This is a genomic window from Corynebacterium sp. HMSC05H05, from assembly GCF_001807265.1.
In the GTDB taxonomy this organism is placed as follows: Bacteria; Actinomycetota; Actinomycetes; order Mycobacteriales; family Mycobacteriaceae; genus Corynebacterium.
In genome coordinates this window covers 57,744-80,627 of sequence record NZ_KV788407.1, presented here as the reverse complement: position 1 = coordinate 80,627, position 22,884 = coordinate 57,744, and the positions used below count along the sequence as shown (strand labels likewise).

The following is a 22,884-nucleotide window of genomic DNA, read 5'->3' as shown; positions in this document are numbered from 1 at the left end:
CACTAGGCTGTGGCCCCATGAGTGAGACCATTGTCTGGCCCGGTTCCTCCTACCCCCTGGGCTCCACGTTCGACGGCGCAGGCACGAACTTTGCGCTGTTCTCCGGTGTCGCGGAGAAAGTGGAGCTGTGCCTCATCGACGACGGCGGGGCGGAGACCCGCATCCCGCTGGAGGAAGTGGACAACCACGTCTGGCACGCCTACCTGCCCGGCGTGAGCCCCGGCCAGCGTTACGGCTACCGCGTGCACGGACCGTGGGACCCGCACAACGGCAAACGCTGCGACCCGAACAAGCTGCTGGTGGACCCGTACGCGCGCGCCTTCGACGGCGAATTCGACCAACACTCCTCCCTGTTTTCCTACGACGTGCACGCCGACGAGCCGGGCACGGGCCGCAACGAAGAGGACTCGCTTGGCCACACGATGCTGTCCGTGGTGATCAACCCGTTCTTCGACTGGGGCGACGACCGCGCGCCGAAGATTCCTGAGGGCGAATCCGTCATCTACGAGTGCCACGTCAAAGGCATGACGCAGACGCACCCCGGCATCCCGGAGGACCTGCGCGGCACGTACGCCGGCATGGCGCATCCGGTGATGGTGGACTACCTCAAGGATCTGGGCGTGACCGCGATTGAGCTGTTGCCGGTGCACCAGTTCCTGCAAGACGACCGCTTGCGGGATCTGGGCCTGCGCAACTACTGGGGCTACAACACGTTCGGATTTTTCGCCCCGGAGAACAACTACGCCTCATCCACCGCCCCGGGCGACGCGGTGGCCGAGTTCAAACAGATGGTGCGCACGTACCACGAGGCGGGCATCGAGGTCATCCTGGACGTGGTGTACAACCACACCGCCGAGGGCAACCACATGGGTCCCACCATCGCGTTCCGAGGCATCGACAACGAGGCGTATTACCGGCTGGTGGACGACGACAAGTTCCATTACATGGACTACACCGGCACCGGAAATTCCTTCAACGTGCGCTACCCGCACTCGCTGCAGCTGATCATGGATTCGCTGCGCTACTGGGTCACGGACATGCACGTGGACGGCTTCCGCTTCGACCTCGCCTCCACCTTGGCCCGCGAGTTTTCGGACGTGGACCGCCTAGCCACCTTCTTCGACCTGGTGCAGCAGGACCCGGTGGTCAGCCAGGTCAAGCTCATTGCCGAGCCGTGGGACGTGGGCGAAGGCGGCTACCAGGTGGGCAACTTCCCTGCTCTGTGGAGCGAGTGGAACGGCAAGTACCGCGACACCATGCGCGATTTCTGGCGCGGCGAGGATTCCACCCTCGGCGAGTTCGCCTCGCGGCTGACCGGCTCGTCTGATCTGTACCAGCACAATGGCCGCCGGCCTACCGCGTCGATCAACTTCATCACCGCCCACGACGGGTTTACCCTCAACGACCTGGTCAGCTACAACGACAAGCACAACGAGGCCAACGGCGAGGACAACCGGGACGGCGAGAGCCACAACCGTTCCTGGAACTGCGGCGTCGAGGGTGAATCGGACGACCCGGAGGTGCTGGACCTGCGGGCGCGCCAGCGCCGCAACTTCCTCACCACCTTGTTGCTTTCCCAGGGCACCCCGATGCTTGCCCACGGCGACGAGGTCGCGCGCACCCAGGGCGGCAACAACAACGTCTACTGCCAGGACAACGAGATCGCCTGGATGGACTGGTCCAAGCTGGAGGAGGCAGCCGACCTGCACGACTTCACCCGGCGGCTGATCGAGCTGCGTCGCGACCACCCGGTGTTCCGCCGCCGCCGCTTCCTCGCGGGCGGCGCGTTGGGCGATGAAGAGCACGACCGCGAGATCGCGTGGCTCACCCCCGAGTGCACGCTGATGACGCAGGACGATTGGAATACCCCGTTCGGTCGTGCTCTGATGGTGTTCTTGGACGGCGAAGCCATCGCCGAACCGGATGCGCGCGGACAGCGCATGGTGGACGATTCCTTCCTGCTGATGTTCAACGCCCACTACGAGGACATCGATTTCACGGTGCCGGACGCTGAGTTCGGCGACGAGTGGGAGGTTGTCGTGGACACCACCGAGGCGCTCGGCGTACGCGAGGACGCGGAGCCGGTCCAGCCCGGCGCGGCTGTGACCGTGGGCCAACGTTCCACCGTGGTGCTGCGCCGCACCCAACCACCCGCAGGCGAAGGAAAGTCGGAGGCCAGCCAGTAATGATCACCGCGCACGGCGCAACGTTGACCGTGACCAACGAGGCACTCACCCTCACCCCCACCGCGCTCGCGGCGTCGCTGCGCGGCGGCAGCGAGTCCCGCGAGGTGGCCATCGCCGACATCGCCGGCGCCACCTCCGTTATGGGTGACGCGTGGACCCGCTCGCGCGTGGACATCGACACCGGCGGCGACACCTTAGCCATCTGGTTCGCCCCCGGCGACGAGAAGGGCCCCGCTGAGCTTTGCAAGCTTCTCGACGACGCACGGCACGGCAACGCCCCCGCCACCGGCACCGTGGCCGGCGGCGCCGGCATCCCGGGCTTTTCCTTCGTCGGTTTCGACGTGGAGACCGCGAACCGCCGCTGGGGTTCCATCTGCCAGATCGGGCTGGTGAAGATCGTCGACGGCGAAGAGGTGGACCGTGCGTCCTGGCTGTGCAAGCCGCCGGCGTCGCTGTCCCAGTTCGAAGAGGGCAACGTGGCCATCCACGGCATCACTGAACAGGACGTCGCCGACGCACCGGACGTGTGCGACTGCATCCCGAAGATGGCCGGGTTCGTCGGCGACCTGCCGCTAGTGGCGCACAACGCCCAGTTCGACGCGTCCGCGTTGCGCGACGCATGCCAGGCCTCCGAGGTGGAGGTGCCCCAGATGCTGTTCGCCTGCACGCTCGCCCAAGCCCGCGCCACCAAGCTGGATGTGGCCAACCACCGCCTGCCCACCCTGGCGGAGCACTTCGGCATCACGCTGGACAACCACCACGACGCCTGCGAGGACGCCGCGGCCTGCGCCGGCGTGATGGTGGGCCTGGCGCGCCAGGCCGGCCACACCGGCAGCCTGATGAGCTTCGTGCACGACTCCGGGTTCACGCTCGGCTCCATCGACGCCGCGCGCGTGACCCCGGTGTTGCGCGACCGCTCCGGGGCGGGCCGCGCGGTGCAGGCGGAGAAGGCAGCCCAGGGCGGAGTGTCCGCGGCGGTCGCGGCCTCTGCGGCGCCGCAGGGGTCGAATCAGGCGGGCCCGGCGAAGCCGTCGCAAAGCAAAGGCCCCCAGCGGCCCTGGCAGTCCGTGGCCACCCCGGACACCGTGCCGGAGCCGAACGCCGACGCGGACCCGAACTCCCCGCTTTACGGCGAGAACGTCACGCTGACCGGCGAGTTCGAACCGCACGACAAGGGCGAGCTCTGGCAAAAGATTGCCGAGCAGGGCGCGCAGGTGGGCAAGAACGTGACCAAGAAGACCACCGTGCTGGTGGTGGGCGAATGGGCGACGGTGACCTCGAAGGAAAAGCGCGCCCGCGAGCTGCAGGACAAGGGCCAGGACATCCAGATCTGGCAGGCCGACCAGCTGCTTGAGGCGCTGGGGCTTAACGAACAGCCGCCGTTTTAAAAAAGTTTCGGGTTCCAGGGAACCGGGGCGGGTGAGGCTGCGTCTAAGTAGCCATGCAGCTTCTCCAACCAGCACCCGTATCCGCCCCGGCGATCACGTTGCGGCTCGCGCGTATGGATAGCGCGGAAACCCGCGCTTGCATCGCCGCAGGCTTCGGCGCCTCCACCGCGTTTATCAGCCTGTCGCCCGGCCTGGTGTGCGTGTTCGACTCGCCCACCGCCACCGGGCTGACGCACCAGGAGGTCGGCGCCGTGGGTGTGAGCGCCCACCAGCTGTGGAACGCCGCGGCCGAGCAGCTGGTCGCCCGCGCGCAGCGCGAGAGCGGCGTGGAGTTTCTAGTGCGCGGCCCCAGCGCCGCGCTGGACGTTGAGGCGCTGCCGCGCGGCTTCGAGGTGGACGGCCACGGGTGCCCCGCCGCCTGGTGGCTTGCCCACCCGCAGCCGTTCACCCTGCTGCACCGCCACTTCAAGGCCGTGCTGCGCCCGGAGACCGGGCTTGTCTACGCCACCCGTGACGGGCGCGAACTGTTCGTCTTCGACGCTCACGCCGACGAGGTGGCACGGTGCCTGCCCGGCGCGGACGTGCTGACCTACTCCGTGGGCTTTCCCCTGCTGTACGACGACCAATCCCGCTAGGGTGTGGGGCGTGAAGCGCCCGATCACCTCCACGTACCGCCTGCAGCTGCGCGGCCCGCACGCCGATCCGCACGGCCGCGAGTTCGGCTTCGCCCAGGCCGCCGAGCTCGTGCCCTACCTGGCCGAACTCGGGGTCTCGCACCTCTACCTCTCCCCGATCTTCGCCTCCGCGCCGGAGTCCAACCACAACTACGACGTGATCGACCCGACCGTGGTCAACCCGGAGCTCGGCGGCATTGACGGGCTGCGCCTGCTCGCCCGCGCGGCGCATTCGGCCGGGCTGGGTCTGGTGGTGGACATCGTGCCCAACCACCTCGGCGTGGAGGTGCCGCGGCGCAACCGCTGGTGGTGGGACGTGCTGAAGCACGGCCAGGAATCGGACTTCGCGCACTTCTTCGACATCGACTGGGCCACCGACAACGGCGCGGGCGGCAAGATCGCGCTGCCGGTCCTCGGCGCACCAGGCGGCACCGACGCGCTGAAGCTGGAACACATCGACGGCGAGGACGTGCTCACCTATTACGACCACGTCTTCCCGCTCGCCCCCGGCAGCTACGCGGCGCTTTCCGACGACCCGGCCGCTGTACACGAGCGCCAGCACTACCGGCTGATGTTCTGGCGCGACGGCATCATCACCTACCGCCGCTTCTTCTCCATCAACGGTCTGGCCGGCGTGCGCCAGGAGGACGAGGACGTCTTCAACGCCACCCACGCCTGCCTTAAGGAACTTGTGGGCGAGGGGCTTATCGACGGCGTCCGCGTCGACCACCCCGACGGTTTAACCGACCCGTTCGGCTACCTCACCCGGCTGCGCGAGCTCATCGGCCAGGACACCTGGCTGATCGTGGAGAAGATCCTCGCCGCGGACGAGCCTTTGGATCCACGCCTGAACGTCGACGGAACCACCGGCTACGATGCCTTGCGCGAATTCGACGGCGCGTTTGTCAACACCGACGCCGCCACCGCGCTGGGTGCGGTGGCGTTGCGCTTCAGCGGCACCACTTGGGACGCGCACGCTGTGGAAAAGGCCGAGTGGATGCTCAAAGCGCGCGTTGCGGAAGACGAGCTCGTTGCGGAGATCCGCAGGCTCGCCCGCGCGGTGCGCCACGACAGCCTCTCTTCCGCAGGCTCCCAGGTCAGCGACACGGCGCTCACCGAGGTGCTTGTGGAACTGGTTGCCGGCATGCCCGTCTACCGCGCTGACTACCGTTCGCTATCGAGAGTGACCGCGACGCTGATTGCGGAATTGGCCCAGAGCCCAATCGGGTTTGACGCGGCGGCGCTCGACCTTGTTGCGGCTGCCTTGGCCGCGCACGGCGAGGCGGCCCACCGCTTCGCCCAGGTCTGCGGAGCGGTGATGGCCAAAGGGGTGGAGGACACCCTGTTCTACCGAGCGTGCCGTCTGGTAGCACTGCAGGAAGTCGGCGGCGCACCCGGGCGATTCGGCGTCAGCCAGGCTGAATTCCACCTCCTGCAGGACGAGCGCAGCAGGTTATGGCCGCGCACCATGACAACGCTGACCACGCACGACACGAAACGCAGCGAAGACACCCGCGCCCGCATGATCGAGATCTCTGAGGTGCCGGGCGAATTCAGCCAGCTCGTCGACAACGTGTTCGCGCTCACCCCGCCGCCTGACACCGCCACTGGCCTGTTTCTGTTGCACAACGTGCTGGGCGCGTGGCCGCGTGACGGCCGCGCGGACGAAGCATTCACCCAGCGCCTGCAGTCGTACGCGGTCAAAGCTGTGCGTGAGGCGGACACGCTGACGAGCTGGTACGACAACGACCATGACTACGAGGCACAAGTGACCGAGTGGATTGCGCACCTCACGCATGGCCCCGCCACAGGCCTTCTCGCCGACTTCGCCCTTGATATCGACCGCGGTGGCGTGACCGTCTCCCTCGGCCGCAAACTGCTGCAGCTGGTCGGCCCCGGCATCCCGGACACCTACCAGGGCACCGAATTCCTCGACTTCTCGCTGGTGGACCCGGACAACCGCCGCTTCGTCGATTACCAGGCGCTGGGTGCTGGTGAGGGGGCACCGGAGGACGTCGATAAGCAGCGCATTGTGCGCGCCGCCTTGCACCTGCGCCGCGAACGCCCGCAGCTCTTCCTCGAAGGCGGCTACCGCGCGATCTTCGCCGCCGGCCCCGCACGCGAGCATGCGGTGGCCATGGTGCGCACACTTGACGACGCACCACAGGTCATCGCCGTAGCCACCCGCACCCCGCTCGCCTTAGAGCGCGCCGGCGGTTGGCGCGGCACCACCCTCACCCTGCCCGAAGGCACCTGGACCGACCGGCTGACCGGGCGGGAGTTCTCCGGCACTGTGGAGATGGCGCAGCTGTGCGCCGAACTGCCCGCGGTGCTGTTGACCATGTAAGCTAACCCGCCGTTATGAGCACAGCAAAGCCCGCAAAGCCCCGGAACAAGGCGATGGACGACACCATCGCCCGTCTCGGGTCGACCTACTTTGCCTGGATGCGCGGACACGAGGACGCCGCGACGACGTTCAGGCACGCGCTGCACGAACTCATGCGCGACGCTGGCATCAACTTCGACCGCGTGGACGCGCGCGTGAAGTCCTGGACTTCGCTGAAGGAAAAGGCGCGCAAGACGCGCGACGACGGCGAGATGGTCTACCCCGACCCCTGGCACGACATCAAGGACATCATCGGCGCGCGCGTCACGGTGCTGCACTCCACCGAAATCCCGGCGGTGCAGCGATTGTTGGCGGACCAGTTCGAGGTGCTGCGCAGCGTGGACAAGGCCGAAGAAACGCGCGTGGCCGGCGGCTTCGGCTACGGCTCGCACCACATGATCGTGCGGGTGCAGGAGCAGTCCGAGGGGCTGGAGGACTACGTCGGCCAGGTCTTCGAGGTGCAGATCCGCACCGTGCTGCAGCACGCCTGGGCGGAGTTCGAGCACGACATCCGCTACAAACGAGCCACCGAAAACGTCGACCCGCAGGTGGATCGCGCCTTCACGCTGGCGGCTGGGTTGATTGAGCTGGCGGACCAGCAGTTCGACCAGATCGCCGCGTTGGCGAACCCGGAAGATCCAGCAGACAAGGTCAACACGGAGGTGGACGCGGAGATCTCGCCGGAGACCCTGCCGGGCATTCTCACGGTACTGCTGGGCAACCAGTTCCCGCTTTCGCGCGCAGGCGACTACCGCTTCTGCACCGAGCTGTTGCGAGCCCACGGCATAGAGCACGTCTCCGACGTTGCAGAGCTGACCAACCCGGCCGATATTGAGGCGATCTCCAACTCGCTGTCCTACCCCTTCGTGCCGGGCCAGGTGCGCATCGTGGACGACCTGCTGCTCAACCGCTACGGCACCGAGCACATCGAGCGCACCTGGGACGCCGGCAACCGCCCGCAGGTGCGCCGCAAGCGGCTGACCAACCGCTTGGGCCTGCTGCGCGGCGAGTAGGTTACTTGCGCCGGCCCATCAGCCGGTCGATCTCGCGGCGCTCCTTCTTCGTCGGCCTGCCCGTGCCGCGGTCGCGCACCGGCGGGGCCGCAAACAGCTCGCGCGGCGGGGGCGGCGGCGAGTGGTCGATGTAGCAGGAGCGGGCAATCGGCGCGCCGACGCGCTTGCTCACAGTCGCGGCCACCTCAAGGATGTACTCGCGGTGGTCCTTCCACACGCGCACCGTCTCCCCCGGCACGACCTGCTGGGCCGGTTTAACGGCTTTGCCGTCGATTTTGACGTGCCCGGCGCGCACGGCGTCCGCGGCTTGGCTGCGGGTTTTGAAGATGCGCACGGCCCACAGCCAGGCGTCGATGCGCACCGCCGCCATGGTTGGCTGGGTCAAACTAGTACTGGTCCTTGTGGTTGACGATTCGCTGGACCTTGTTCCAGTTGGTGAACCCGCCTGCAACGGCGACTACGAGTCCGAGGAACAGGAAGGTCCAGGAACCGAAAATCAGGCCGAACGCGATGCCTCCGGCTACGCCGCCGCCGGCCCACAGGACGGCGTTGCGGGAGTACTGGCGCACGGCGGCCTTGCGCTGTGCGATCGGGTCATTGGGGCGCGGCTGCATCGTCATGGGGTCTAAGTGTAGCGCCTTACGCGCCGCGTTCGACCCAGCGGTAGCCAGCCTCTTTCATCTCGGCGCCGCCGTGGGTGGCGGCGGCCAACAGCGCGTCCACACGCTCGCGCTCCCCCGGCTCGAACGCCAGGGTGTAGGTGGCGGCGCGCCCGTATTCCACGTCCACGACGTCGATGCCCGCAGCGCGCAGCTCGGACTCGATGCGACCGGCCTCCGCGTGGGGGAAATCCACGGTGCCGAGCTCGCGGACCTCGCGCGTGACGCGGGTGACGTGCTCGAGCGTGTCAGCCACGGATTCGGTGTAGGCGCTGACCAGCCCGCCGGTGCCGAGCTTGATGCCGCCGAAGTAGCGGATCGCAACCGCCACCACGTCTTGCATGCCGGAGCCTTTGAGCACCTCCAGCATGGGTTTGCCGGCGGTGCCGGACGGCTCACCGTCGTCCGAGGAGCGCTCGATGGGCTGCGCGGCGTCTTGGTGCACGATGAACGCGGAGCAGTGGTGGCGCGCATCCGGGTACTCCTCGCGCGCGGCGTTGATCACTTCGCGCGCTTCCTCCTCGGTGGTCGCGCGGGCAATCCAGCCGATGAAGCGGGAGCGCTTGACCTCGAACTCGTGGGTGACAAGTTCATCCGCGGGGCGGGCGTATGACTGCTCCATCGGCTTAGCCCGCAACGATGTAGTCGTACTCCGGCGTACCGGGTTCGAGGCGGCGGCACCCAATCGGCGAGGCGTCCATGCGCTCCAGCAGCCGGGTGAGGTCCTCCGAGTGGGCGAGTTCGATGCCTACGAGGGCGGCGCCGGTTTCCCGGTTGTTCTTTTTCAGGTACTCGAACAGGACGATGTCGTCTTCCTCCCCGAGGATGTCGTTGAGGAAGTGGCGCAGCTGGCCGGCCTCCTGCGGGAAGTTGACCAAGAAGTAGTGGCGCAGACCCCGGTGCACCATGGAGCGTTCCATGACTTCGGCGTAGCGCAGCACGTCGTTGTTGCCGCCCGAGATGATGCACACCACAGTCGAGCCGGGCGCCAGCTGCGCCAGCCCGAGGCCCGCCACGGAAAGCGCGCCGGCCGGCTCGGCGATGATTCCTTCGTTCTGGTAGAGCCCGAGCATCTCGGTGCACACCGCGCCTTCGTCCACAGCGAACAGTCCGGTGGCATCTCGGTGAGCGTTGAACACCTGCCAGGGGATGTCGCCGATGCGTTTGACCGCGGCACCGTCCACAAAGGGATCAATGTCTTCAAGGGTGACAGGTTCGCCCGCATCACGTGCCGCGCCTAGCGACGCCGCACCTTTCGGCTCCACCCCAACCACCTTTGTCGCCGGGGACATGTCGGCGAGGTAGGACATCACGCCGGAGATGAGCCCGCCGCCGCCCACCGGCACCAGCACGGAGTCCAGCTCCTTGCCCATGCTGGCTAGCTGCGCCACGATTTCGGCGGCGACGGTGCCTTGGCCGATCACCGTGTCGCGGGAGTCGAACGGCTCAATCACCGTCGCTCCGCGCGCCGCGGCGTCCTCGCGGGCGGCCTGCGCGGCCTCATCAAAAGTGTTGCCGGTAATCACAAGTTCAATGGCGTCGCCGCCGTGGACGCGGATACGGTCGCGCTTCTGCTTTGGGGTGGGCTTGGGCACGAAGATCTTGCCCTGGATGCCCATCGCGCGGCAGGCGTAGGCCACGCCTTGGGCATGGTTGCCGGCAGACGCCGCCACGACCCCGGCAGCGCGGGCGTCTTCACTCAACCGGGAGATGCCGTAGTAGGCGCCGCGGATCTTGTAGGAACGCACGTCCTGCAGGTCCTCGCGCTTGAGGTATACCTCCACCCCGTGCTGCTCCGACAGGCGCGGGCAATACTGCAGCGGGGTCGGCGAAATCACCGATGAGATCCGGCCCTGCGCAAACCGGATGTCGGCTGCGTGGACTTCCTGGAAGGCGGAGTCGGACGTGTTCGGTGTGGCTGTGCGCATGGTTAGCGAGTCTACAACTGCCCCACTCGTTCACTCCCCCTTCACCTCACCGTAACTTCGCGCCCACCTTCAGGCTGTACACATGCTCACGTATTAGTTTTTGCAGCCTCCCCGAAAGGTTCCCCCATGAACGGACACCCTCTTTCTCGCACCGGCCTTTCCCGCACCGGCATCGCCGCCGCGTGCGCTACCGCTCTCACCCTCGGCTTTGTCTCCCCGGCAACCGCCGCCGTTGTTGCGGAACCGGTGAAGGATGTTGCCGACGGTGCCACCGCCGACATCTCGGTGCTGGGCTCCTACGGCGCTGGCGCGTTTGAGAAGTCCGCCGCCGAAATCGTCGCTTTCCACGCCGCTTCGAAGCGCATCCTCACCGTCAACGCACTGTCCGGCAAGATCGACGTCCTCGACGCGGCCGACCCCGCCAAGCCCACGAAGGTCGGCGAGGTCTCCGGCGGCGAGAACACCACCATTAACTCCGTCGCCGTGCGTAACGACGGCCTCGCGGTGGCCACCGTCGAACCGGAGAACAAAACCGATGCTGGCGAGCTGATCTTCTTCGACGCCGGCGCCGACAATCTGGGCGCCGTGCTCGGCCGCGTCGGCGTCGGCGCCCTGCCGGACATGGTCACCATCACCCCGGAGGGCGACTACGCGCTGGTGGCGAACGAGGGCGAGCCTGCTGAGGATTACTCGGTTGATCCGGAGGGCAGCGTAGCCGTCGTCACGCTGCCTGCTGCTGTTGAGGCCGCAACGCAGGCCGACGTGCGCACCGCCGACTTCCGCGCCTTCGAGGGCACCCTGGCAGACAAGGGCGTGCACATCTACGGCCAGGTGGGCGCCTCCACGACCGAGGCGCAGAACCTCGAGCCGGAGTACATCGCAGTCGCAGGCGACAAGGCGTACGTCACGCTGCAGGAAAACAATGCCGTGGCTGTGGTGGACATCGCCTCTGCCACCGTCGAGGACGTGTGGCCGCTGGGCTACACCGACCGCCGCGAGGTGCCCATGGACATCTCCGACAAGGACGACAAGATCAACATCCGCACCGCGCCGGTCAAGAGCATCCTGCAGCCGGACTCGATTGCCGCCTACGAGGTTGACGGCACCACCTACTTGGTCACCGCCAACGAGGGCGACGCCCGCGACTGGGAGGCCTACTCCGAGGAAGAGCGCATCAAGAAGCTGGGCGGCAAGAAGGTGGCCCCGATCTGCGAGGGCTACGCCGGGATGACCGCAGCCGAGATCGAGGAGTTCCAGCAGGACGAGAACGCGGGCCGGTTGAAGATCACCACCGCATTCGGCCTGAACGAGGAGAAGAACTGCTACGAGGACCTCTACACCTACGGAGGCCGCAGCTTCTCCATCTTCACTGCCGACGGCAAGCGCGTGTTCGACTCCGGCGCCGAGTTCGAGGAGATCACCGCGAAGCTTCTGCCGGAGTACTTCAACACCAACCACACGGAAAATGAGTTCGAGTCCCGCTCCGACGACAAGGGCCCGGAGCCGGAGGGCGTCACGGTCGGCGAGATCAACGGCCGGACCTACGCGTTCATCGGCTTTGAGCGCCTCGGCGGCGTGATGGTCTACGACATCACTGACCCGGCGACGCCGGCCTACACCGCATACATCAACAACCGCGACTTCTCCATCAATATGGAGGAGCTCGCCGAGGAAGGCGACGACGCCGTGAAGGCCGGCTTGGACAAGGTCGGCGACTTGGGCGCCGAGGGCCTGACCTTTGTGCCGGCGAAGGACTCCCCGAACGGCGAGAACCTCCTGATCGTTGGTAACGAGGTTTCAGGCACCACCACCGTGTTCCAGGTGGACTCGCTCGTCGAGGCACCGGCTGAGCCAGCCGAGCCCGCTCAACCCGGCGCCGACGGTGCCGGCAGCTCCCTTTCCAAGGGCGGTGTGATCGCAATCGCACTTTCCGCTGTCGCGCTGGTTATCGGTGCGCTTGGCGCGCTCGGAAACGTTATGAGCTCGGTGTTTGCCAGGTAAACCCGCGCAGACGGGCAACGTTTGTCCATGAAATAAAGACCGTTGCTTCACTACATTTTTAACCCTAAACCTGCTAGGTTCATCGGGGTGTCATGTCGGGCACAGCGTCCGCATCGACTGTTTTGGATCTTCTACGAGGAGAATAAGAGAACATATGAAGCGCATTTCCACTGCAGCCGTGGCTGCCGCAACCGCTTTGTCCCTGGCCACCGTCCCGGCGATGGCTCAGGAGAACACTGCAGCTACGACCACCGAAACCGCTACGGTGACCACCACCCCGTCTGAGCCGGCCAGCGAGACCACCCCCCCGTCTGAGCCGGCCAGCGAGACCACCACCCCGTCTGAGCCGACCGACGAGCCGACTCAGCCGACCGAGTCGACTCAGCCGACCACCCCGACTGAGCCGACCGAGCCGACTCAGCCGACCACCCCGACCGAGCCGACTCAGCCGACCACCCCGGCTCCGAAGCCGGAGCAGAAGAGCTCCGGCTCCTCCCAGGGCACCATCGTCGGCATCTTCTCCGGCACCCTGGGTGCTGTGCTGACCACCACCCTGATCGTGTTCTCCGACCCGCGCGGTGCGAACAAGATCATCGACATGGTCAACGCTCAGTTCGGCCTGGGTCTGCCGCACCTGCACACCCCGAAGGTTCAGCTGCCCAACTTCCAGCTTCCGAACCTCCCCTTCTAATCCACCAACTCTCTTTCGCCTGAGGAAGGTCAATCAATGAAGTCCCGTTTCGTAGCCGTGTCCTTCGCGGCCACCGCTATCGCAGCCGGCTCCCTCGCGGGGGCCGCAGCCGCCGCCGAAGCTGATACTTCGACGACGACCACGTCCAATACCGCAGAGCCGACTACCTCGGCCACTAAGGAATCTGAGACGACCGCCACCTCTACGACGACGCCTACCAGTGCTGACGAGCCGGCCCCCACCAAGGAGGGCCCGTCGGTGGTTGAGCCGACCGGCACCACCACCCCGGCTACCACCACCCCGGCAACTACCGAAAAGGAGAAGCCGACCGGCACGAACGTCGTAACCAACACCCCGACGGCGACCTACACCCCACCGGCATGGCTGCAGCCGTCCTCCTACGAGGATCAGGCGCTCGAAGTGATCGGCAAGATCTCGCTGTGGGTCACCGCACTCGCAGCGGCGATCAGCTCCATCATGGTGGTCGTGGGCGCAGTCCCAGGCCTGAAGGAGAGCCTCAAGAAGATGGCAGGCTCGAATAAGTAGAGCTGCTTTCTCGCAAGCCGAGCGCCCGTCCGGTCCCCACCGGACGGGCTTTCCGCTTCTCTAGGGCCAGACGCTAGCCCAAGATCCCGGCACCCAGGGTCGCCTTCAAATCGCCCATCAAGCTGGCGGATCGGTTCACACGCAGGTGGTCGCCCAGGATCATCAGCTGACTGTGGTCGCCGTTGACCAGGTTCAGGTACACGTCGGAATCGCCGGCGTTGTTCACCAGCACGCCCTTGAGTTTCGCGATGTTTTCTGCCGTGCACTGGTCGGTGCGCATGGTCAGACGCAGCGGCAGGCCCGCACCGTTGCCGGGGCCGAGCTCAGGCACCTTCACGTCGTCGCCGAACAGGCTCATGCGGTCGTCCCGGATGGACACGTGCGCCTTGACCAGGATGATGTTGTCCTCCACGATCTGCGGAGCGACCAGCGCGTACACCTTATTAAACAGCAGTACGTCCACCTGGGCGCCGTGGTGGTCCTCAATGGTGACAATCGCCCACGGCGAGCCGTCCTTCTTGGAGAAGCGGCGGTCCACGGAAGAGATCAGCCCGCCGATGGTCACCTCTGCCCCGTTGCGCATCTCGCCGGACAGGATTGTGGTCAGCTGCGTGTCCGTCTGCGCGTCGATGGCCTCCTCGAAGCCGTCGAGCGGGTGGCCGGAGACGTACAGGCCGAGCATCTCGCGCTCCAGTGCGAGCTTGTGTTTTCGGTCCCATTCGTCGTCAGGTACCTCGATGGTGAACGCGGAGTTGTCGGCACCTTCTTCCCCACCGAAGCCGGCGAAGAGGTCGAACTGTCCCTTGTCCGCCGCCTTCTTTGTGGCAAGGACAGAGTCAACCGCATCTTCCTGAATGAGCATGAGCCCCTTACGCGGGTGCTCCAGCGAGTCGAACGCGCCGGCCTTGATCAGTGATTCAGTAATTCGCTTGTTGCAGGCCGCAAGCTCGATCTTGTCCAGGTAGTCGGAGAAGCTGGTGAAGGCTCCCTTTTCCTTCCTGGTCTTCTTGATGGACTCCACCACTTCCACGCCGACGTTGCGCACGGCTGCAAGCCCGTAACGGATGTCCTCGCCGACAGCCATGAAGTTTTCTTCGGACTCGTTGATGTCCGGCTGTAGCACGCTAATGCCTAGGTGGCGGCAGTCCGATAGGTAGATCGCAGACTTGTCCTTCTTGTCGCCCACAGAGGTCAGCAGTGCAGCCATGTACTCGGCGGCGTAGTTCGCCTTCATGTAGGCGGTCCAGTAGGACACCAGCGCGTAGCCCGCGGCGTGAGACTTGTTGAACGCATAGGACGCGAACGGCTCGATGGTGCCCCACAGCGCATCCACGGCTTCCTTGGAGTAGCCGTTCGAGAACATGCCGGCAGAAAATGTCTCGTACTCCTTCGCCAGCACCTCCGGCTTCTTCTTACCCATCGCCTTGCGGAAGCCGTCTGCTTGACCAGCGGTGTAGTTCGCCACCTTTTGCGAGATGTTCATGATCTGCTCTTGGTAGACGATCAGGCCGTAGGTCTCGTCCAGGATCTCCTTGAGCGGCTCTTCCAGCTCCGGGTGGATCGGTGTGATCGGCTTGCGTCCGTTCTTGCGGTCCGCGTAATCCCAGTGGGCGTTCACACCCATCGGGCCCGGGCGGTACAGCGCTAGCGAGGCGACAATATCGTTAAAGCCGGTCGGCTTCATGCGCTTGAGCAGCTCCTGCATGCCGCCGGAGTCCAGCTGGAACACGCCCAGGGTGTCGCCGCGCGAGAGGAGTTCGTAGACCGCCTGGTTGTCGGTGTCCAGTGCTTCTAGGTCGATGGTTTCGCCCCGGTTTTTCTTCACGTTCTCCAACGCGTCGCCGAGCACCGTCAAGTTACGCAGGCCCAGGAAGTCCATCTTCAGCAGGCCGATGGCCTCGCACGCCGGGTAGTCCCAGCCGGTGATGATCGCGCCGTCCGCCGGGCGCTTCCACATCGGGATGTGCTCCATCAGCGGCACCGACGCCATAATCACGGCACACGCGTGCACGCCCGCCTGGCGCACCACTCCCTCGAGGCCGCGGGCCGTCTCATAGATCTTGGCCACGTCCGGATCCGTCTCAATCAGCGAGCGGACCTCCGCAGCCTCGGCGTAGCGCTCGTGCTCCGGATCGGTGATGCCGGACAGCGGAATGTCCTTCGCCATGATCGCCGGCGGCAGCGCGCCGTTGATGCGGTCTGCCATCTGGAAGCCCGGCTGACCGAAGTTCACCTTCGCCGAGTCCTTAATCGCCTGCTTGGTCTTCACCGTGCCGAAGGTGATCACCTGAGCGATCTTGTCTTCGCCCCAGCGCTCGGCGGCGTAGGTGATCATCTCGCCGCGGCGGCGGTCGTCGAAGTCGATATCGATATCCGGCGCGGACGGACGCTCCGGGTTCAAGAATCGCTCGAAGAGCAGACCGTGCTCCATCGGGTCGATGTTGGTAATCGTCAACGCGTACGCGACCAGGGAACCTGCCGCGGAACCACGGCCCGGACCGACGCGGATGCCAATCTCGCGGGCGTGCTTGATCAGCTCCGCCACGATGAGGAAGTACGACGGGTAGCCCTTCATGTCGATGACGTCGATCTCGTAGCTCGCGCGCGTCAGGTACTCCTCCGGGACCTCTCCTCCGTCGAAGCGCTCCTTCAACCCGCGCAGGACTTCCTCGCGCAGCCACGACGTCGGTGTGTGGCCCTCCGGCACGTCCGCGATCGGCATGCGGTCGTGCGGGTGCTCTTCCCACAGCTCTCCGTAGTCGCCGACTCGCTCCGCGATCCACAAGGTGTTGTCGCAGCCGTCCGGCACCGTGGAATCCCACAGTTCGCGCATCTGCTCGGCGGACTTGATGTAGTAGCCGGTGCCGTCGAACTTGAAGCGGTCCGGGTCAAGCAAGGTCTTGCCGGTCTGCACGCACAGCATCGCCTCGTGCGACGGCGCCTGGGACTCGAGCACGTAGTGGCAGTCGTTGGTCACCAGCGGCGGCAGATCCAGCGCCTGGCCGATACGCAGCAGGTCCTCGCGCACGCGCCGCTCGATGTGCAGGCCGTGGTCCATCAGCTCCAGGAAGTAGTTGTCTTTGCCGTAGATGTCCTGCCACATCGCCGCGGCCTCCAGTGCCGCGTCGTACTGGCCCAGGCGCAGGCGAGTCTGCACATCGCCCGACGGGCAACCCGTGGTGGCGATGATGCCGTCAGCGTGCTCGGCAATCAGCTCCGCGTCCATGCGCGGCCACTTGCCCAACTGCCCCTCGTAGGAGGCCAACGACGACAGCTTGAACAGGTTGCGCAGGCCCGTGGCGTTTTCCGCCAGCATCGTCTGGTGCAGGTACGCGCCGGACGCGGAAACGTCGTCGCGCTTCTGATCCGGGGTGCCCCACAGCACGCGCTTTTTGTTGAAACGGGACTCCGGTGCCATATAGGCCTCGATGCCGATGATCGGCTTGACCCCTGCATCCACCATGCGGCGGTAGAACGCGTTCGAGCCGAACATGTTGCCGTGGTCGGTCATGCCCACCGCGGGCATGCCCTGACGGACCACTTCGTCGGCGAGCATGTCCACCTTCGCCATGCCGTCCAACATGGAAAATTCGGTGTGGTTATGCAGGTGCACGAAGGAGGATTTTTTGGCCATGCGGCTCATCTTAGACGGCACGCCGACACGCGCGAATCCCCTCGAAAACCAGTGCGGTTATTCGTACCGGAGGGCGTCGATAGGCTGCATCTTTGCCGCCTTCGAGGCGGGGTACGCGCCGAAGAACACACCTGTCGCAAGCGAGAACAACAGCGCGAAGATCACTGCGCTCAGCGGCGGCCACGTCATGTCCAGCACCGCGGAGCTGGCGATCATGCCGACCGCGCCGCCGAGGATCACGCCGATAATGCCGCCGATGAGGCAGACCAGCATCGCCTCGACGATGAACTGCACGCGGATGTCGTTTTGCGTCGCGCCCAGGGCCTTGCGCACACCGATCTCGCGGGTGCGCTCCGTGACGGTGATGAGCATGATGTTCATCACGCCAATGCCGCCGACAAGCAGGGAGATGCCGCCGATGGCGGACAACACCGTGGACAGGGTGCGGAAGATCGTGGTCAGGCCCTCAAGGCTCGCGGAAATATCGAAGACCTCGGCCTCATAGTTTTCGTTGCCCGCATACTTGCGGTCGAGGTAGGACTGCAAATCGTTGCGGAAGACCTCCGGGTCCTCCTCGGGTGAGGAGCGCACGCTAAACGACGGTGTCCAGCTGGCGTCCAGCCCAACCCGGTCCGCCGACGTGGCCGGGATGAAGATCTCGGCGGCCGCGGACTGCCCGAACACGGGGTCCTTCTCTGCCCGCTCCAGCACACCGACGATGGTGAACACGCTGGTGGTGCCGTCCACGTCCACGTCGAAGCGGGAACCGAGGGCGGCGGCAGAATCGCCGTTAAAAAGCGACTCCACAAGCTCCGGTGACACCACCGCGACGGGGCGGCGGCCGTCGAGCATGTCCTGCGTGATCCCGCGACCGTACTGCACCTTCAGGCTGCGCAGATCCAGCGAGCCGGTGAGCGCGGGGTTGATACCGACGGAGACCGAGTTGTCGCTGGTGCTGGCCTCGCCCTGGCCGGAGACGTCGATGTCTACGCCGCGGACCCGGTCGCCGAAGGTGGCGGACAGGTCGTTGAGGTCGTCCAGGCTCATGCCGTCGCGCTCATCCGACGGCGGGGCCATGCCGAATCCCGCGAACGGGTCGTCGCTGCCCTCGCCCTCTTCGGGGCGCTCGTGCACCATGACCGGATAGGTGGTGGTGCCGGCGTCTTCGAGCCCGCCCATGACGTCGTTTTCCAGGGCGCGGCCGAGCGTCATAATGATGATCACGGCCATGATGCCGATGATGATGCCCAACAATGTCAGCAGCGAGCGCAGCTTGTTGGTGTTCAGGCTGGACACGGCCAGCCGCATCGATTCACGGATGTTCATCTAGCTCGCCCCTCCCGGTTGACGCACGCCGGCAATGCGGCCGTCCATCATTTCCACCACGCGCCCGGTCTCTTCAGCGAGCTCAGGGTTGTGGGTAATAAACACGATGGCCTTGCCCAAGTCTTGGTTCAGCTCGTGGAACAGATCCATCACCATACGGCCGGTCTTGGAGTCCAGCGCGCCGGTGGGCTCGTCCGCGAGCAGCAAGTCCGGGTCGTTGGCCAGGCTGCGCGCGATAGCCACACGCTGCTTCTGGCCGCCAGACAGTTCATTCGGGTTGTGGTGCAGGCGATCGCCCATGCCCATCCGGTCCAGCAGCTCGGCGGCACGTTCCTCGCGCTCTTTGCGCTCCACGCCGGCGTACATCATGGGCATGGCCACGTTCTGCAGCGCATCCATGCGCCCGATCAAGTTGAAGTTCTGGAAGATGAAGCCGATGTTCTTGCTGCGGTAGGACGCGAGCTCTTTGTCTTCTTTGGCGTAGACCGGCTCGCCGTTGAAGGCGTAGGCGCCCTCGGTGGGCCTATCCAGCATGCCGATCAGGTTCATCAACGTGGACTTGCCGCAGCCGGACGGACCGACGATGGAGACGAACTCGCCCTGGTCGGCGTAGAAGTCCACCCCGTGCAGCACCGTCAGCTCGCTGGGTTCACCCTCGTTGTAGGTTTTGACCACATTGCGCATGTCGATGAGCAGGCCGGAATCGGCCATGCCGCCGTGCTTGGAAGCCTCCGTCATCTACTGCTGCCCCTCGGCCGCACGACGGGTGCTGGTGACCGTCACCGTGGCCGTGGTGCGCTCTTTCTTCTCCCGCGCCTGGCGCACCTGGTCCGCGTTGAAGTTCGGGTCCGTGATCTCCACGGTCTCGCCAAGGCGGCCCTGGTACTCGTCCGGCCAGTTGATCACGATGTCGCCCGGCTTCAGCTCGCCGCCGGTGACTGCGACGTCCACGTCGTTGGAGGCGCCGGTTTTCACCTTGCGCTCCTCGACGGTGCCGGATATCGCGTCGTCGCCGTCCGTGGCCAGCACGAGCACCTTCTGGTCGTTGTCCTCGCCGTAGACGGCGTCCAGCGGCACGTTCAGCGCGTCCTTCGCCTCGGCGGTGATGATCTCCGCGCGGGCGGAGCCGCCGAGCAGCAGGCCTTCCTTGTCGCCGGTGACCTCGATCTCCACTGGGAAGGTCACCTCGTTGGACTTGTTGTTGCCCTGCTGCTGCATGCCTTGCATCGGGTTCTCGTTGCCGCTGGCGACGGAATCGGACGCCGGCGCGATGCGGGTGACGCGGCCCTTAAACGTCTTCTTGCCGGTCGCGGTGGTGGTGAACTCCACCCGGTCGCCTTCCTTGATGTTGGGCACATCCGATTCGCGCACGTCGGTACGGATAACCAAACGGGAATCATCCGCGATGGTCAAAAGCTTGCCCTGCGGGATGTCGCCCTCGCGCACGTCCACGCTGGTGACCAGGCCCGCCATCGGCGCGTAAATGGTGGACTCGCGCACCTGGTATTCCAGGGTGCCGTCACCGTCGCCGAGCTGTGCAGTCTCTGCCTGGCGCGTGGCGGAATCCAGCTGCGCCTGCAGCTGGTTGCCTTCCTGCGCCGCTGCCGAACGCGCAGCGGCCAGACCCGCCTTCGCGTCCTCCAGCGCTGCGCTGGCTTCTTCGACGCTCAAATTCGCGCCCACGGCAGCGCCGCCACCGCCGCCAGCGTTCTCCCCCGTCAGCTGCGCCAGCTGCTCGGGGCTCAGCCCACCCGGCTGGCCCGGCGCACCCGGCGCGGGAGCCTGATCGGGCACTGCCGGTGCCGCCGGGGGCTGCGGCGCCGCCGGAGGCGCCGTCTTGATGCCCAGGTTCGAGGAAATATCGCCGGCGGCCCGCTCGACGGCCGCAATACCGCGGTTGACAATCCGGGCACCGCCGTTAGCGGCCACAGCGGCGTCGTACGCCGCCTGCGCCTGGTTGACTTGCGCCTGGGCTGCGCGGATGGCCTCGTTGGTGCCGTTGTTCACGCTCTCCTGATGAGCATTCAGGGCCGCGCGCGCCTGATCCACCTGCGCCTGGGCATCCGCCTGCGCGTTGGCCTGCTGCTTCTGCTGCACCTCCAGCTGGCGCTCCAGCTGCTCCGAGTTCATGCTGGCCAGGAACTGCTGCGGCTGCACGCGGTCGCCAGCCTTAACTGCCACTTTTTCCACCTCGGACTGCACCGCGGTGGAAATGTTCACAGAGCGGATCGGCTCAACCGTGCCGTTGACCACAACGCTGTCTGACACACCCTCGTTGGTGGCCACGGTGTAGTCGCCGGGGTTCAGCCCTGCCCCCTCAGCACTGTCGTCGCCGCCTCCGCCGAAACCGCAGGCGCCGAGGAAGAGTGCGGAGGTTGTCACCAGCGCAAGCCCTGCTCGGGTGAGACGCTTGTGTCCGGTCGAGTTTTCGGTAGAGGAAGTCAAGAGCTCTCCTTGCCTAACGGTGCAAAACGGGCCTGCGTACAACTCCGCAAACTATACACCCCCACGTGTCGCGGAAGTAGTGATGGAAAATGCTCCCCACACCGCGTCCGCTGGCAGCATTTCCACAGCGAAGACAGTGTCCGTGGCGTTCATCTGCTCGAGTTGTGTGCGCGGGGCAAACACTACTGCTCCGGCAATGGGGGAGGTGGTGGCGGACCGGAGGACGTCGATACGCATTGTGCCTATCGACGCCTCCGGGACCACCACCGGAGCCTCCCCCGGCACCACGAGTGCACTCACGCGGGGTGCCGGGGCAAGCGCTGCGGCAGCCTCGTCGGGGCCTAGCGGGCGGGCGAAGGTGACCAGCGCGAAGGACGCCTCCTCGTGATCGAGAGTGCCGGCTGCGCGCTGGGCGTACTGCTGTATCGTCTCCCCGTCCTCCGGGCCTAACCTGTCGCCCTGCAGCACGGGCGGGGCGGGCGGGTTGGCCGCGCCGACCAGCCAGAACCCGGCCACCAGCGCGAGCGCCACGGCGAGTGCGCGCATCTAGCCGTTCCGCACTTTATCCAGCGCGGTGCGCAGATCCTCCGGGTACTCGGAGGCGACCTCCATGTACTCGCCGGTGCGCGGGTGGGTAAAACCCAGCTTGGTGGCGTGCAGCCACTGGCGCTTCAGGCCCAGCTCCTTGGCCAGGTTCGGGTCCGAGCCGTACATCGGGTCGCCCACGCAGGGGTGCCCCACCGAGGACATGTGCACGCGAATCTGGTGGGTGCGCCCGGTTTCCAGGTGGATGTCCAGAAGGCTCGCGCGGCGAAAGGCCTCGATGACGCTGTAGTGGGTCACGCTCGGGCGGCCGTCCTGGGTGACGGCGAACTTCCAGCCTGCCGACGGGTGGCGCGCAATCGGTGCATCGATGGTGCCCTCAATCGGGTCCGGCAGCCCCTGGACCAGCGCGTGGTAGGTTTTGTCCACCGTGCGCTCCTTGAAGGCGCGCTTGAGCACGGAGTAGGCGGGCACGCTCGCCGCCACGATCATCACGCCGGAGGTGCCGACGTCGAGGCGCTGCACGATGCCTTGACGCTCCGGGGGCCCGGCGTCCGGCAAGGTGAAACCCATCGCCTGCAGCCCGCCGACGACATCCGGGCCTTCCCAGCCCAGCGTCGGGTGCGCAGCTACGCCCACCGGTTTGTCCACGGCGATCACATCCGCGTCCCTGTAGAGAATCTCCAGGCCTTCCACCAGCTCAGCCACCGGCTGCGGCGCGCGCTTCGGCTCAGGGAGGGTGACTTCCAGCATCGCGCCTGAGGTGACGCGGTCGGATTTCTGGGCGGCAGCTCCGTCGACAAGCACATCGCCCTCCGCCGTCATCTCGGCTGCGACGGAGCGGGAGACGCCGAAGAGTTTGGCGATCGCCGCGTCCACCCGCATCCCCTCGAGCCCCTCAGGCACGGGCAGGGCCCTGAACTCACCGCCCATCGCTGCCTCCCTTCATCTCCGCCGCGATCGTGCCCAGGATGAACACCACCACGCCGACCGTGATCGCGGCGTCCGCCAAGTTGAACACCGCAAAGCTTCCCACAGAGATGTAGTCCACCACGTGCCCGAACCAGAATCCAGGATCCCGGAACAACCGGTCGATCAGGTTGCCCAGCGCGCCGCCGGCCACAAGTGCCAGGCCCAGCGCCTCGCACTTCGAGGTCATTTTCGGCCCAAACCACAGCGCACCCAGCACGAACGCCAGCTGGATCGCGGTGAACACCCACGTGAGGTTTTCCCCCATGGAAAACGCCGCGCCGGAGTTGAACAGCAGGTAGAAGCGGAACCAGTCCCCGATCACCGGCTGCGCCACCCCGGGCTCCAGCCAGTTCAGCATCAGCTGCTTGACGCCCTGGTCCACCGCGGCGACCGCGAGCATGACCGCCACCACCAAGGCGAGGTAGCGGGGGGTGCGTTGTGCTGTCGTGTCCTGCTTCATCGCCGACCCACTTTAGCCGGTCGCGGACGGCC

The 22,884-nt window shown here is 66.0% G+C and carries 19 protein-coding genes; 8 read left to right on the top strand and 11 right to left on the bottom strand.

Annotated elements, in window-relative coordinates:
* The first annotated feature begins 17 nt into the window (after positions 1-17).
* From glgX to HMPREF3151_RS08940, 5 genes are read left to right on the top strand one after another with little or no spacing between them, the layout of a single operon-like run.
* Positions 18-2,186, top strand: coding sequence for a glycogen debranching protein GlgX (gene glgX / locus HMPREF3151_RS08960; protein WP_070475186.1), 2,169 nt, complete (start codon positions 18-20; stop codon positions 2,184-2,186).
* Complete coding sequence (locus tag HMPREF3151_RS08955; protein ID WP_070475185.1) at positions 2,186-3,574, top strand: exonuclease domain-containing protein; 1,389 nt, start codon at positions 2,186-2,188, stop codon at positions 3,572-3,574. The genes glgX and HMPREF3151_RS08955 overlap by 1 nt, the downstream gene beginning before the upstream one ends.
* Before the next feature lie 53 nt (positions 3,575-3,627).
* Positions 3,628-4,209, top strand: coding sequence for a hypothetical protein (locus HMPREF3151_RS08950; protein WP_141741384.1), 582 nt, complete (start codon positions 3,628-3,630; stop codon positions 4,207-4,209).
* A 10-nt stretch (positions 4,210-4,219) separates the two neighbouring features.
* The gene (gene treY / locus HMPREF3151_RS08945; protein ID WP_070475228.1) at positions 4,220-6,595 is read left to right on the top strand and encodes a malto-oligosyltrehalose synthase; all 2,376 of its coding nucleotides are present in this window, start codon (positions 4,220-4,222) and stop codon (positions 6,593-6,595) included.
* A gap of 14 nt (positions 6,596-6,609) precedes the next feature.
* Complete coding sequence (locus HMPREF3151_RS08940; protein WP_070475183.1) at positions 6,610-7,647, top strand: GTP pyrophosphokinase; 1,038 nt, start codon at positions 6,610-6,612, stop codon at positions 7,645-7,647.
* 1 nt (position 7,648) lies between these two features.
* Here the strand turns inward: HMPREF3151_RS08940 and HMPREF3151_RS08935 are convergent, their stop codons facing one another.
* From HMPREF3151_RS08935 to ilvA, 4 genes are read right to left on the bottom strand one after another with little or no spacing between them, the layout of a single operon-like run.
* Positions 7,649-8,017, bottom strand: a complete 369-nt coding sequence (locus tag HMPREF3151_RS08935; protein WP_070475227.1) for an RNA-binding S4 domain-containing protein — start codon at positions 8,015-8,017, stop codon at positions 7,649-7,651.
* A gap of 16 nt (positions 8,018-8,033) precedes the next feature.
* Positions 8,034-8,267, bottom strand: a complete 234-nt coding sequence (locus HMPREF3151_RS08930; RefSeq protein WP_070475182.1) for a hypothetical protein — start codon at positions 8,265-8,267, stop codon at positions 8,034-8,036.
* A gap of 19 nt (positions 8,268-8,286) precedes the next feature.
* The gene (locus HMPREF3151_RS08925; RefSeq protein ID WP_070475181.1) at positions 8,287-8,928 is read right to left on the bottom strand and encodes a YigZ family protein; all 642 of its coding nucleotides are present in this window, start codon (positions 8,926-8,928) and stop codon (positions 8,287-8,289) included.
* Between the two features lie 4 nt (positions 8,929-8,932).
* The gene (gene ilvA, locus HMPREF3151_RS08920; protein WP_070475180.1) at positions 8,933-10,234 is read right to left on the bottom strand and encodes a threonine ammonia-lyase IlvA; all 1,302 of its coding nucleotides are present in this window, start codon (positions 10,232-10,234) and stop codon (positions 8,933-8,935) included.
* Between the two features lie 126 nt (positions 10,235-10,360).
* Between ilvA and HMPREF3151_RS08915 the strand changes: the two genes are divergently transcribed.
* The 3 genes from HMPREF3151_RS08915 (at position 10,361) to HMPREF3151_RS08905 (ending at position 13,472) form a co-directional block, all read left to right on the top strand.
* Positions 10,361-12,235, top strand: a complete 1,875-nt coding sequence (locus HMPREF3151_RS08915; RefSeq protein ID WP_210383730.1) for a choice-of-anchor I family protein — start codon at positions 10,361-10,363, stop codon at positions 12,233-12,235.
* A gap of 154 nt (positions 12,236-12,389) precedes the next feature.
* Positions 12,390-12,926: a hypothetical protein gene (locus tag HMPREF3151_RS12120; protein ID WP_070475179.1), complete on the top strand. Its 537-nt coding sequence runs from the start codon at positions 12,390-12,392 to the stop codon at positions 12,924-12,926.
* 36 nt (positions 12,927-12,962) lie between these two features.
* Positions 12,963-13,472: a hypothetical protein gene (locus HMPREF3151_RS08905; protein WP_070475178.1), complete on the top strand. Its 510-nt coding sequence runs from the start codon at positions 12,963-12,965 to the stop codon at positions 13,470-13,472.
* Between the two features lie 73 nt (positions 13,473-13,545).
* On the opposite strand, the gene dnaE is transcribed toward HMPREF3151_RS08905, so the two are convergent.
* The 7 genes from dnaE to lspA are packed head-to-tail and all read right to left on the bottom strand — an operon-like array spanning position 13,546 to position 22,852.
* On the bottom strand, positions 13,546-17,106 hold the full coding sequence (dnaE, locus tag HMPREF3151_RS08900) for a DNA polymerase III subunit alpha (protein ID WP_070475225.1): 3,561 nt from the start codon (positions 17,104-17,106) through the stop codon (positions 13,546-13,548).
* 57 nt (positions 17,107-17,163) lie between these two features.
* The gene (locus HMPREF3151_RS08895) at positions 17,164-18,432 is read right to left on the bottom strand and encodes an ABC transporter permease (RefSeq protein ID WP_070475177.1); all 1,269 of its coding nucleotides are present in this window, start codon (positions 18,430-18,432) and stop codon (positions 17,164-17,166) included.
* Positions 18,433-19,170, bottom strand: coding sequence for an ABC transporter ATP-binding protein (locus tag HMPREF3151_RS08890; protein WP_371441213.1), 738 nt, complete (start codon positions 19,168-19,170; stop codon positions 18,433-18,435). It lies immediately after the preceding gene.
* The gene (locus HMPREF3151_RS08885) at positions 19,171-20,877 is read right to left on the bottom strand and encodes an efflux RND transporter periplasmic adaptor subunit (protein ID WP_070475176.1); all 1,707 of its coding nucleotides are present in this window, start codon (positions 20,875-20,877) and stop codon (positions 19,171-19,173) included. It abuts the gene before it with no gap.
* 51 nt (positions 20,878-20,928) lie between these two features.
* Entirely contained in the window at positions 20,929-21,423 is a 495-nt protein-coding gene (locus HMPREF3151_RS08880) for a hypothetical protein (RefSeq protein ID WP_070475175.1), read from the bottom strand.
* Positions 21,424-22,353 (bottom strand): RluA family pseudouridine synthase, encoded by a 930-nt coding sequence (locus HMPREF3151_RS08875; protein ID WP_070475174.1) that lies wholly within the window; start codon positions 22,351-22,353, stop codon positions 21,424-21,426.
* On the bottom strand, positions 22,343-22,852 hold the full coding sequence (gene lspA / locus HMPREF3151_RS08870) for a signal peptidase II (protein WP_070475173.1): 510 nt from the start codon (positions 22,850-22,852) through the stop codon (positions 22,343-22,345). The genes HMPREF3151_RS08875 and lspA overlap by 11 nt, the downstream gene beginning before the upstream one ends.
* Positions 22,853-22,884 lie beyond the last annotated feature (32 nt).

What these genes read in the sequence shown, in the direction of transcription:
- HMPREF3151_RS08955 (WP_070475185.1), top strand. Translation starts at nt 2,186, where the DNA reads ATGATCACCGCGCACGGCGCAACGTTGACCGTGACCAACGAGGCACTC.
- HMPREF3151_RS08925 (WP_070475181.1), bottom strand. Translation starts at nt 8,928, where the DNA reads ATGGAGCAGTCATACGCCCGCCCCGCGGATGAACTTGTCACCCACGAG.
- HMPREF3151_RS08940 (WP_070475183.1), top strand. Translation starts at nt 6,610, where the DNA reads ATGAGCACAGCAAAGCCCGCAAAGCCCCGGAACAAGGCGATGGACGAC.
- HMPREF3151_RS08915 (WP_210383730.1), top strand. Translation starts at nt 10,361, where the DNA reads ATGAACGGACACCCTCTTTCTCGCACCGGCCTTTCCCGCACCGGCATC.
- glgX (WP_070475186.1), top strand. Translation starts at nt 18, where the DNA reads ATGAGTGAGACCATTGTCTGGCCCGGTTCCTCCTACCCCCTGGGCTCC.
- HMPREF3151_RS12120 (WP_070475179.1), top strand. Translation starts at nt 12,390, where the DNA reads ATGAAGCGCATTTCCACTGCAGCCGTGGCTGCCGCAACCGCTTTGTCC.
- lspA (WP_070475173.1), bottom strand. Translation starts at nt 22,852, where the DNA reads ATGAAGCAGGACACGACAGCACAACGCACCCCCCGCTACCTCGCCTTG.
- HMPREF3151_RS08875 (WP_070475174.1), bottom strand. Translation starts at nt 22,353, where the DNA reads ATGGGCGGTGAGTTCAGGGCCCTGCCCGTGCCTGAGGGGCTCGAGGGG.
- HMPREF3151_RS08905 (WP_070475178.1), top strand. Translation starts at nt 12,963, where the DNA reads ATGAAGTCCCGTTTCGTAGCCGTGTCCTTCGCGGCCACCGCTATCGCA.
- HMPREF3151_RS08935 (WP_070475227.1), bottom strand. Translation starts at nt 8,017, where the DNA reads ATGGCGGCGGTGCGCATCGACGCCTGGCTGTGGGCCGTGCGCATCTTC.
- HMPREF3151_RS08930 (WP_070475182.1), bottom strand. Translation starts at nt 8,267, where the DNA reads ATGACGATGCAGCCGCGCCCCAATGACCCGATCGCACAGCGCAAGGCC.
- HMPREF3151_RS08950 (WP_141741384.1), top strand. Translation starts at nt 3,628, where the DNA reads ATGCAGCTTCTCCAACCAGCACCCGTATCCGCCCCGGCGATCACGTTG.
- HMPREF3151_RS08880 (WP_070475175.1), bottom strand. Translation starts at nt 21,423, where the DNA reads ATGCGCGCACTCGCCGTGGCGCTCGCGCTGGTGGCCGGGTTCTGGCTG.
- HMPREF3151_RS08890 (WP_371441213.1), bottom strand. Translation starts at nt 19,170, where the DNA reads ATGACGGAGGCTTCCAAGCACGGCGGCATGGCCGATTCCGGCCTGCTC.
- HMPREF3151_RS08895 (WP_070475177.1), bottom strand. Translation starts at nt 18,432, where the DNA reads ATGAACATCCGTGAATCGATGCGGCTGGCCGTGTCCAGCCTGAACACC.
- ilvA (WP_070475180.1), bottom strand. Translation starts at nt 10,234, where the DNA reads ATGCGCACAGCCACACCGAACACGTCCGACTCCGCCTTCCAGGAAGTC.
- dnaE (WP_070475225.1), bottom strand. Translation starts at nt 17,106, where the DNA reads ATGGCCAAAAAATCCTCCTTCGTGCACCTGCATAACCACACCGAATTT.